The organism is Nostoc sp. WHI, from assembly GCF_015714725.1.
GTDB lineage: Bacteria > Cyanobacteriota > Cyanobacteriia > Cyanobacteriales > Nostocaceae > Nostoc.
This window is the reverse complement of sequence record NZ_WBKM01000314.1, coordinates 1-12373: the sequence shown is the minus strand read 5'-3', so window position 1 is coordinate 12373 and position 12373 is coordinate 1. Positions and strand designations below refer to the sequence as shown.

2 protein-coding genes are annotated in these 12373 nt (G+C 45.2%); both read right to left on the bottom strand.

Annotation, left to right across the window (positions count from 1 at the left end; genetic code table 11):
- Positions 1–4928, bottom strand: a 4928-nt coding sequence (locus F8S12_RS31810; RefSeq protein WP_196520299.1) for a non-ribosomal peptide synthetase, incomplete at its 3' end; no start/stop codon positions are given.
- Between the two features lie 168 nt (positions 4929–5096).
- The coding region (locus tag F8S12_RS31805) for a non-ribosomal peptide synthetase (RefSeq protein WP_196520298.1) at positions 5097–12373 on the bottom strand (7277 nt) is incomplete at its 5' end.

Sequence of the window (12373 nt, the reverse complement as noted above, 5' to 3'; positions counted from 1 at the left end):
AGAGTTTGCAGATAATGTGCTAGTTGATTGGCTCGTGCATTCAACTCTCGGTAAGTGAGTTGTTGGTCTGCAAACACAACTGCCACTGCATCTGGTGTACGTTCCACTTGCTCCTCAAAGAGCTGATGGATGCATCTATCTTGAGGATATTCTGTTTGAGTATCATTCCATTCAAACAGCAATTGCTCCTGTTCCGATGCCGTTAGTAATGGCAATTGCGAAATCGGCTGTTCTGGATGAGCGACAATTCCTGAAAGTAAAGTCTGGAAATGTCCCGTCATCCGGGTGATGGTGTCGGCTTCAAACAAGTCTGTGTTGTATTCCCAAAAACCTACCAATCCATCACCAGTGTCCTCCACCGATAAAGTCAAATCAAAGGCGGAAGTGAAATTTTCTGTCGCCAAGGGACTCAGAGTTAAGCCAGGAAGCGCCATCTCCGCCATAGGAGCATTCTGAAGTGCAAACATCACCTGAAACACAGGTGTATGACTCAAGTTGCGTTCTGGCTGTAAGACCTCAACTAATCCCTCAAAAGGCAAGTCTTGATGAGCATAAGCTGCCAAGGTCATTTCCCGGACTCTTTTGAGTAACTCCTCAAAACTTGGGTTGCCTGAGAGATCAGTACGCAGGACTAATGTATTCACAAAAAAGCCAATTAAGCCTTCAATTTCACTGTAGTTACGGTTCGCAATCGGTGAACCCACCAATATATCTGCTTGTCCTGTGTACCGATAAAGCAAGGTGTCAAAAGCTGCCAACAGCGTCATGAACAAGGTGACTCCTTGTTTTCGACTCAAGTGATTCAGTGCTGAGGTTAACTCAAGTGGTAGTGTAAAGGACTGTTGCCCTCCCCGGAAACTTTGGACAGCAGGTCTGGGTCGGTCTGTGGGTAATTCTAATAATGCTGGTGCTAATGCAAGTTGTTTTTGCCAGTAATCGAGTTGGGACTGTAAGGCAAGTCCTTGCAACCACTGCCTTTGCCAGAGTGCAAAGTCGGCGTATTGGATGGTAAGTTCTGCTAATGGTGAGGGTTGACCTTTAGAAAAGGCGCTGTAGAGGGTGGCGATTTCTTGAACAAACACACCCATTGACCAACCATCTGAAACTATATGGTGCATACAGAACAGTAAAATATGTTCTGTTTGAGATAGTACCAGCAAACTCACCCGCAGTAGCGGTTCTGTGGCTAGGCTAAAGGGTCGTTGGGCTTCATTGATTGCTAATTCTTGAGTTTGATTTTCTTGCTCACTCACAGGCAGATGTTGCCAGTCGATGAGTGTCAGTTGCCAATCACCAGGGGGATGAATTATTTGAATTGCTTGCCCATCTTGGATGCCGAAGTTGGTGCGTAAGGCTTCGTGACGACGGACAATTTCGCTTAGGCTTTGTTCTAAGGCGGCTACATTCAGTTTGCCCTCAAGTCGCACTGCCCCTGGCATATTATAGGCGGCACTGTTTGGCTCTAACTGGTCAAAGAACCACAACCTCTGTTGGGCAAAAGATAGTGGTAATTCTGCATTTCTGGAGACTGGCTCTAGGGGTGGGGCGTTGAGTGATGAGATGTCTTGCTGTAACTGCTGAATATACGGTGACAACTCGGCGATGGTGGCAGCTTCAAATAGGCTACGTACTGGTAATTCGACTTTGAAGATGCTCCGGATTCGTGAGATCAGTTGAGTCCCTAGTAAGGAATGTCCTCCTAGTTCAAAGAAGTTATCGTGAATACCTACTTGCTTTACTCCCAGCACATCTGCCCAAATGTCTGCTAGCATCTGTTCAATCGGAGTACGTGCAGCCACAAAACTGACTTCCAATTCCGGACGTAACTCAGGTACAGGTAAGGCGCGACGGTCTACCTTGCCGTTGGCGGTTAGGGGTAAGTTCTCCAAGAACACGAAGACAGAGGGAATCATGTACTCAGGCAATTTTTCCTTGAGGAATTGTCGCAACTGGGCAATTGTCAGTATTTCCTCCGCATGGGTAATTAAATATGCAACTAAGCGTTTATTGCCAGCTACATCTTCATGGGCTACAACTACTGTCTGCAACACTGCATCATGTTGAGTGAGTACTGTCTCTATCTCTCCCAATTCGATGCGAAAGCCACGGATTTTTACTTGATGGTCAATCCGTCCTAAGTATTCTATATTGCCATCTGCCAGGTAACGCGCTAAGTCTCCAGTTTTATATAGCCGTGCCCCCTCTTTTTGATTAAAGGGATTGGGGATAAATTTCTCTTGTGTTAACTCCGGGCGATTGAGGTAACCTTGTGCTAGTCCATCACCACCGATGTACAATTCACCTGGGACACCAACTGGTACTGGCTGTAAGTTTTGATCTAATAGATAGATTTGGGTATTAGAAATTGGCTGACCTATGGGGATATTTGTAGCTGTTTCAGGTACATCCTCGATTAAAAACCAAGAAGAAAAAGTGGTGCTTTCTGTCGGCCCATAAACATGGAGTAAATGCTGTGGCCCACCATTTTGCAATACCTCTTTTACACATCTAGGATCAATAGCTTCGCCACCAAATAGGAGATATCGCAGGGTGTTAAATGCCTGGGGTACAAAACTAACTAACTGATTAAATAAAGCTGTGGTTAGGAATAAAACACTAATTTCTTGCTCGCGGATATATGCGGCAAATTCTTGAGGTGAAAGGGCTATATTATGCGTCACACCTACCAACCTGGCCCCATTTAAGAGTGCGCCCCAGATTTCAAAGGTAGCAGCATCGAAAGACGCATTCGCAGCTTGGGCAATGCGTAGTTGACCGCCGTAGGCATCACTAGCATCTAACTGTATATAGTTGGTATTAAATACTAGGCGATTAACTGCCCGATGGGGAACAGCTACCCCTTTGGGTTTGCCTGTAGAGCCGGAAGTGTAAATCACATAAGCCAAATTCCCAGCTTGCACAACACTAATGGAATTTTCTTCGCTATTTTGAGAGATTAAATTCCAGTCAGTATCTAAGCAAACCACCCGTGCTTGATGTTGTGGTAGCTTCTCAACTAATCGCTGTTGCGTTAGCAGCACAGATACTTGGGAATCAGACAACATATAGCTCAGACGCTCAGCAGGATAATTGGGATCGAGAGGCACATAAGCTCCACCTGCCTTCAGAATACCCAAAACTCCCACCACCATTTCTAAAGAGCGTTCTACACAAATACCAACCAGCACATCTGGTTTGACACCCAGAGTTTGGAGATAATGTGCTAGTTGATTAGCTCGTGTATTCAACTCTCGGTAAGTGAGTTGTTGGTCTGCAAACACAACTGCCACTGCATCTGGTGTACGTTCCACTTGCTCCTCAAAGAGCTGATGGATGCATCTATCTTGAGGATATTCTGTTTGAGTATCATTCCATTCAAACAGCAATTGCTCCTGTTCCGATGCCGTTAGTAATGGCAATTGCGAAATCGGCTGTTCTGGATGAGCGACAATTCCTGAAAGTAAGGTTTGGAAATGTCCCGTCATCCGGCTAATCGTTGCTGCTTCAAACAAGTCTGTGTTGTATTCCCATGAACCTACCAATCCATCGCCTGTGCTTTCTAAGGTTAAACTCAAATCAAACTTTGCTGTTTGATTCTCTAGTATCAATGAACTCAAAGTCAACTCAGGAAGCACCATCTCTGACATCGGCGCATTTTGAAGTGCAAACATCACCTGAAACACAGGTGTATGACTTAAGTTGCGTTCTGGCTGTAAGACCTCAACTAATCCCTCAAAAGGCAAATCTTGATGAGCATAAGCTGCCAAGGTCATTTCCCGGACTCTTTTGAGTAACTCCCCAAAACTGGGATTGCCTGAGAGATCAGTACGCAGGACTAAGGTATTCACAAAAAAGCCAATTAAGCCTTCAATTTCACTGTAGTTACGGTTAGCAATCGGTGAACCCACCAATATATCTGCTTGTCCTGTGTATCGATAAAGCAAGGTGTCAAAAGCTGCCAACAGCGTCATGAACAAGGTGACTCCTTGTTTTCGACTCAAGTGATTCAGTGCTGAGGTTAACTCAAGTGGTAGTGTAAAGGACTGTTGCCCTCCCCGGAAACTTTGGACAGCAGGTCTGGGTCGGTCTGTGGGTAATTCTAATAATGCTGGTGCTAATGCAAGTTGTTTTTGCCAGTAATCGAGTTGGGACTGTAAGGCAAGTCCTTGCAACCACTGCCTTTGCCAGAGTGCAAAGTCGGCGTATTGGATGGCAAGTTCTGCTAATGGTGAGGGTTGACCTTGAGAAAAGGCGCTGTAGAGGGCGGCGATTTCTTGAACAAACACACCCATTGACCAACCATCTGAGACTATATGGTGCATACAGAACAGTAAGATATGTTCTGTTGGAGATAGCACCAGCAAACTCACCCGCAGTAGCGGTTCTGTGGCTAGGTCAAAGGGTCGTTGGGCTTCATTGATTGCTAATTCTTGAGTTTGATTTTCTTGCTCACTCACAGGCAGATGTTGCCAGTCGATGAGTGTCAGTTGCCAATCACCAGGGGGATGAATTATTTGAATTGCTTGCCCATCTTGGATGCTGAAGTTGGTACGTAAGGCTTCATGACGACGGACAATTTCGCTCAGGCTTTGTTCTAAGGCGGCTACATTCAGTTGACCCTCAAGTCGCACTGCCCCTGGTATATTATGAGAGGCACTGTTTGGCTCTAATTGGTCGAGGAACCACAACCGTTGTTGAGCAAAAGATAGTGAAATTACCTGATCCCTAGAGATTGGTTCAATCGGAGGAATGTTAATTGCATCGTTTATTGAAGGAATCTGCTTCTGCTCTTTTAGCTTTGCTAGCTTTTCAAGAACAACTTTCAGCTTTTCCACAGGGAGATTGTTAAGACGATTTTGCAGGTCACTCATGAAATGAAACTTTTCCTTAATTAGCGCTCTTTTAAAAAACAGAATGGTTTCTGCCATCGATAAGGGGCGATCGCCCGGAAACAGCTTTTATTACTCTAAAAAGTTAATGAAAATAAATATCTCTAAGTTTTATTTGGTGAGAGTAATAGAAGAGGGTTAGTGAAAAATACAATTACAAAGCAAATACTGGTATTTCGTGAGTAATTGCTTTGTTTCTTAATCTAATTACTCATCGATCTCGTGTAAAATTTGCTCTAGCGTGTTGCTTTCTGCTTGCTCAACAAATTGAGTTAGTATCACATCACCCAGTTCGGCAATGGTAGAGTTTTCAAACAGGCTCCGCAATGGTAATTCCACATTGAAAATGCTCCGTACCCGTGAGATAAGTTGGGTCGCTAGCAAGGAATGTCCCCCCAGTTCAAAGAAGTTATCGTGAATACCTACTTGCTCGACTCCTAATACATCTGCCCAGATGTGCACCAGCATCTCTTCGATGGGAGTACGCGGGGCAACAAAATTGACCTCCAGTTCTGGACGCAATTCGGGTGCAGGCAAACCACGGCGGTCTACCTTGCCGTTTGGAGTCAGTGGCAGGGCTGATAAGAACACAAAAGCTGAAGGTATCATGTACTCCGGCAGTTTTCTAGAGAGAAAGCTCCGTAGATCACTGATTGTCGGTGTTTGCCGAGTATGAGACACCAGATAGGCGACTAATCGTTTATTGCTGGGAACGTCTTCACGAACAATGACCACATTCTCTAGCACCTCTGGGTGTTGGCTCAGCGCAGACTCAATTTCTCCGAACTCAATGCGGAAGCCACGTACTTTAACTTGATTATCGATACGTCCCAGGTATTCTATATTGCCATCTGGTAGGTAACGCGCTAGGTCGCCAGTTTTGTAAAGGCAGGTTCCAGGTTGATCACTAAAAGGGTTGGGGATGAATTTTAGAGCGGTCAAGTCTGGACGATGGAAATAGTTTCGAGCTAAGCAAGCACCTCCGATGTGAAGTTCACCAGGAACCCCAACAGGAACCAATTGTAGCGATTGATTCAGAAGATAAATCTGACTATTGGCAATTGGGCGACCAATAGGAGGCAGAAGTACGGAACTACTCACTGGAGTCTTAAGCGTAAAAGCCGTTACCACATGGCTTTCAGAGGGACCATAATGATTGTGCAGTGTACACCCTGGTAATTTTTGCAACCAACTGGCAATGGCTGGTGTAATCTGTAATTGCTCACCAGCGGTAATTAACTCACGCAGATGAGAGGCAACTGCTGATAAACCCTCAGCTGCTTCGGCAAGTTGCTGTAAGGCAATAAAAGGCAAAAACAGCCTTTCCACTGCCTCTGCTTCCAGAAAACTTAACAAAGCTATTGGATCTCGTCGCAAAGTTTCTGAAATCAACACTAATGTTCCGCCAGAACACCAAGTAGAAAAAATTTCTTGGAAGGAGACATCGAAGCTTATGGGTGAAAATTGTAAAGTTTTCGCAACATCAGCTAGCATACTAGTCTGTCGTTGCCAGCAGATCAAATTTACCAGAGCAAGGTGGCTCATAGCCACTCCTTTCGGTTGTCCCGTAGAACCAGAAGTGTAGATTACATAAGCTAAATTCTCTGTCTTCAAGCAACTAAATGAATTTTCCTCACCTCCAGGATAAATTAAGTTCCAATCTATGTCTAGACAGACAACAGGTATTTTCTGTGAGGGAAGTTTATGCACTAACTGCTGTTGGGTCAGCAGCACTTGAACCTGTGCATCTGACAGCATGAATTCCAAACGTTCTTGGGGATAATCCGGGTCAAGAGGCACATATGCTCCACCCGCTTTGAGAATACCCAACAGCCCTACCACCATTTCTAAGGAGCGTTGCACATAGATACCAACTAGCACATCTGCTTCTACACCCAATTGTTGCAGATAGTGCGACAGTTTATTAGCGCGTGCATTCAATTCTCGATAAGTTAATTGTTGGTCTTCAAACACTACTGCGACTGCATCTGGGGTGCGCTCCACCTGCTCCTCAAATAGATGATGGATACACTTGTTTTGGGGATAGTCCGCGTGAGTATTATTCCACTCCCAGAGCAATTGGTGTTGTTCAGACACCTTCAGTAGTGGTAATTGACTCAAGGGCTGGTATGGGTCAGCTATAATCCCCTCAAGTAAAGTTTGGAAATGCCCAAGCATCCGAGTAATTGTAGCTCCTTCAAAGCGGCTAGTATCGTAACTAATATTCAAAGACAATTGCGAGCCGGGGATAGCAATCACTGTCAGGGGATAATTTGTTTGTTCAATGCCACGAACATCAGAGATGCCCAAGCTGCTAATGTGTTGTTGTAAAGAAGCATCTACCGGATAATTCTCAAACACAATAATGCTCTCAAACAAGGGCATTGTGCGAGGCACTTCACTCCAGCCGTGAATCTGTACCAATGGGCTATATGAGTATTGCTCACACTCCACCTGCTGCATCTGTAAATTTTTCAGCCAGGGCAACAGTTTCGTCTCATCAGTCAGGGATACCCGGACTGGTAGGGTGTTGATAAACAGTCCCACCATCGATTCTACCCCTACTAAGACTGGTGGACGACCGGACACAGTAGCACCAAAAACCACATCTTCTTCTCCACTGTAACGGCAAAGTAGCAGCGCCCATGCTCCCTGCACCAAATTGTTCAGCGTTAGTTGTTGCTGTTGTGCAAAAGACTGTAGGGCGACGGTTGCTTCTACCGTCAACTGGATTTTTTGTTCACTGTAGCTTGACTGTTGCTCCCTATTGGTCAGTGCTTTATCTACTGTCAGGGGGGTTGGAGCAGTAAAACCTTGGAGTTTTTGTCGCCAGAAGACTTCTGCTTGCGCTAAGTCCTGCTGTTGTAACCAAGCAATGTAGTGACGGTAGACAACAGTTGGTTGTGAGTAGAAATTTTTACCTTGACAGAATGCTTCATAAAACTCGAAGACTTCTTTGAGAACCAATGGCAAAGACCAACCATCAAGTAGTAAATGGTGATGGCTCCAAACGAACTGATATAAGTCTGTATCTAATTGGATGAGCGTCAAACGCATCAATGGCGGATGAGATAGTTTGAAGCCGCGCTGCTTCTCAGACTCCAGGAAAACCTCTAGTTGCTGTTGCTGCTCCTCAAAAGATAGCTCACGCCAGTCTTTAATCTCCAGAGAAAGTTTTACTTGGCGATATACCACTTGTAGGGGCTGGTCATGGCGCTCCCAAATGAAAGCAGTGCGGAAAACTGAATGCTGAGTTATCACTTGCTGCCAAGCTTGCTCAAAGTTTGCTACTTCTAGGTTGCCTCTCAATGTACAATTCAACTGCTCAAAATACACTCCCGATTCTGGAGCATACAAACTATGAAAGAGCATACCCTGTTGCATGGGAGACAGAGGATAAATGTCCTCTACATTTTTCACCTTGGTTTCACCCAGTTCCTCTTCCCAGTCCAAGTTGACCAATGCTTGATCTAGTTGTGTTTGGCTGATCTTTGCTAAAGGAAAATCAGAAGGGGTATACCCTCCAGCCTCAGGAGATAAACAATGAGCTATCAGCCCCAGCAAAATCTTGACAAATTCTTGGGTGAGATTCTCAATTGTGGTATCTTGATGAAGATTTTTGCTGTACGTCCAATTGATTTGCAGCTGACCGCCGACGATGATAATGTTGATGTCCAGTAGATGGGTGCGCTGACCAAGCAAACTATGTTCTGATCCCACAGGCTCACTAGCTAGTCGAAAATCAGAAGATGTATTCAAAGTTGGGTCAAACTGGCCCAGATAGTTGAAGCTGATCTCAGATACAGGAGATGTGTTGAGTTTGGAGGCAATTTCTCTGTCCCCCCGCAGATAGCGCATTAAGCCGTAGCCAATCCCCTTGTTGGGAATCCGACGCAGTTGCTCTTTGACAGACTTTAAGGCATGACCGGGATCGTTTGTAGCTTCCAATTCTAAAAGTACAGGAAATATCGTTGTAAACCAACCGATAGTGCGTGATAAATTTACATCTTCAAACAAATCTTCTCGCCCGTGACCTTCCAGGTTGAGCAACAGAGAGTGAGTGCCAGTCCATTGATTTATAGCCACCACCAAGGCAGTCAGCAACACGTCGTTAATCTGAGTGTTGTAAGCCTTTGGTACTTCCTGTAACAGCGCATTGGTTTCTGCTTCAGAAAGCGATATTGATACTGTAGAGGCAGATGTAACAGTGTTAGCCCCTTCTGCATAGTCTACTGGTATATGAAGAACTTGCCTGCGCTCTTGGCTGTGCCAATAAGCCAGTTCTGCTAGTGGGGAATCTGATTGTGCATACTCTTGCAGCCGTTCTGCCCAATATTTAAACGATGTAGTCTTGGGCGGTAACTGAATCATCTCGTTGCGACTGATCTGCTGGTAACCTGTTTGTAAGTCTTCTAACAGAATCCGCCAGGAAACGCCATCTACTACTAGGTGATGGATAACTATGAGTAATCGACTCGGTTTGTCAATACCCAGAAAGAAAAAGGCGACTCGCGTTAGCGGTTCTTCTGACAGATTCAGGCTAGCCTGTAGTTTAGATGCGGCAGCTTCAATGGCAGTTGTTTGCTCTGCCTCTGGAAGTGTAGATAAATCTATCTCAGAGAAGAGAAGGGTATCATTAGGGGTAGCGTTAATTTGCTGCCAGCCTTCGCCTTCTTGCACAAATCTCAAGCGCAAAGCATCATGATGCACCAACAACTGCTGCAAAACTTCCTTTAATAGGAATGGCTTCAGGTCTGGCGGCACTGACAGCAGCACTGATTGATTATAATGATGAGGCTGTGGTAGATTCTGCTCAAAAAACCAGTGTTGAATCGGTGTCAGTGGCAATGCTCCGGTGACTAAACCTTGTTCAGCTTGAATCTTCTGGATTGTACCTGAGACTATTGCCAACTGAGCGATCGTCTGATTTCCAAACAACAGTTTTGGGGTTAGCTGAATTCCTGCCTGATTCGCTCTGGCAACAATTTGCAGACTTAGTATAGAATCTCCACCCAGTTCAAAGAAGTTATCGTGAATACCTACTTGCTTTACTCCCAGCACATCTGCCCAAATGTCTGCTAGCATCTGTTCAATCGGAGTACGTGCAGCCACAAAACTGACTTCCAATTCCGGACGTAACTCAGGTACAGGTAAGGCGCGACGGTCTACCTTGCCGTTGGCGGTTAGGGGTAAGTTCTCCAAGAACACGAAGACAGAGGGAATCATGTACTCAGGTAGCTTTGCCTTAAGAAATTGCCGCAACTGGGCAATTGTCGGTATTTGCTCCGCATGGGTAACTAAATATGCAACTAAGCGTTTATTGCCAGCTATATCTTCATGGGCTACAACTACTGTCTGCAACACTGCCTCATTTTGACTCAGTACTGTCTCTATCTCTGCCAATTCGATGCGAAAGCCACGGATTTTTACTTGATGGTCAATTCGTCCTAAGTATTCTATATTGCCATCTGCCAGGTAACGCGCTAAGTCTCCAGTTTTATACAGACGTGCATATGGGTCATTACTAAAGTGATTCGGGATGAATTTCTCATCTGTCAACTCCGGGCGGTTGAGATAACCACGCGCCAGACCAACACCACTAATATGTATTTCCCCTTCCACACCAACAGGTACAGGTTGCAGATAACTGTCGAGGATATATACTTGGGTATTCGCTATTGGACGACCAATATGAAGTTTGCGATCGCCATCAGCCCATTGTGCAACAGTGGCGCAGACAGTAGCTTCTGTTGGTCCATAAGCGTTGAAAAAGCGTCGTCCAACAGACCACTGGCTAATGAGATCAACAGGACAAGTTTCTCCAGCTACAATCATTGTCTGTAATGCTGGGAGTTCTTCCAAGGGCATGACTGCCAATGCTGATGGTGGGAGTGTGACATGGGTGATGCCATAGTCACGTAATAGTTGAATTAAGAAAGAACCAGGGAGTAGAGAGTCTTTTGTACTTAAATACAGCGTTGCTCCTGATTTGAGCGCCATGACAACTTCCCAGATCGAAGCGTCAAAGCTGAAGGAGGCAAACTGAAGAATGCGACTTGAAGTCAGCAAGTCAAACAGTTGAATCTGGGCTTGAGCTAAGTTGCATAGCCCAGAATGAGTAACCATTACGCCCTTGGGTATGCCTGTTGACCCAGAAGTATAAATCACATCTGCCAAATCACTAGGCATGACACCACTGACCAGATTTTCCTGGTTGTGTTGAGTAATGTTTTTCCATGCTTCATCCAGGCATATCACCTGTGCGCTGTGCTCAGGTAGCCTCTTAACTACTTGCTGTTGGGTCACTAGCACTTGAACCTGGGCATCTGACAACATGAAACTCAGGCGTTCTTGGGGATAATCGGGGTCAAGTGGCACATAAGCCCCACCTGCCTTCAGAATACCCAAAACTCCCACTAACATTTCTAAAGAACGTTCTACACAAATACCAACTAGTACATCTGGTTTCACACCCAGAGTTTGCAGATAATGTGCTAGTTGATTGGCTCGTGCATTCAACTCTCGGTAAGTGAGTTGTTGGTCTGCAAACACAACTGCCACTGCATCTGGTGTACGTTCTACTTGCTCCTCAAAGAGCTGATGGATGCATCTATCTTGAGGATATTCTGTTTGAGTATCATTCCATTCAAACAGCAATTGCTCTTGTTCCGATACCGTCAGTAATGGCAATTGCGAAATCGGCTGTTCTGGATGAGCGACAATTCCTGAAAGTAAAGTCTGGAAATGCCCCGTCATCCGGCTAATCGTTGCTGCACCAAACAAGTCTGTGTTGTATTCCCATGAACCTATCAATCCATCGGCTGTGCTTTCTAAGGTTAAAGTCAAATCAAACTTTGCTGTTTGATTCTCTAGTATCAATGAACTCAAAGTCAACTCAGGAAGCGTCATCTCTGACATCGGCGTATTATCCAGCACAAACATCACCTGCAACACAGGTGTATGACTCAAGTTGCGTTCTGGCTGTAAGACCTCAACTAATCCCTCAAAAGGCAAGTCTTGATGAGCATAAGCTGCCAAGGTCATTTCCCGGACTCTTTTGAGTAACTCCTCAAAACTCGGATTGCCTGAGAGATCAGTACGCAGGACTAAGGTATTCACAAAAAAGCCAATTAAGCCTTCAATTTCACTGTAGTTACGGTTCGCAATCGGTGAACCCACCAATATATCTGCTTGTCCTGTGTATCGATAAAGCAAGGTGTCAAAAGCTGCCAACAGCGTCATGAACAAGGTGACTCCTTGTTTTCGACTCAAGTGATTCAGTGCTGAGGTTAACTCAAGTGGTAGTGTAAAGGACTGTTGCCCTCCCCGGAAACTTTGGACAGCAGGTCTGGGTCGGTCTGTGGGTAATTCTAATAATGCTGGTGCTAATGCAAGTTGTTTTTGCCAGTAATCGAGTTGGGACTGTAAGGCAAGTCCTTGCAACCACTGCCTTTGCCAGAGTGCAAAGTCGGCGTATTGGATGG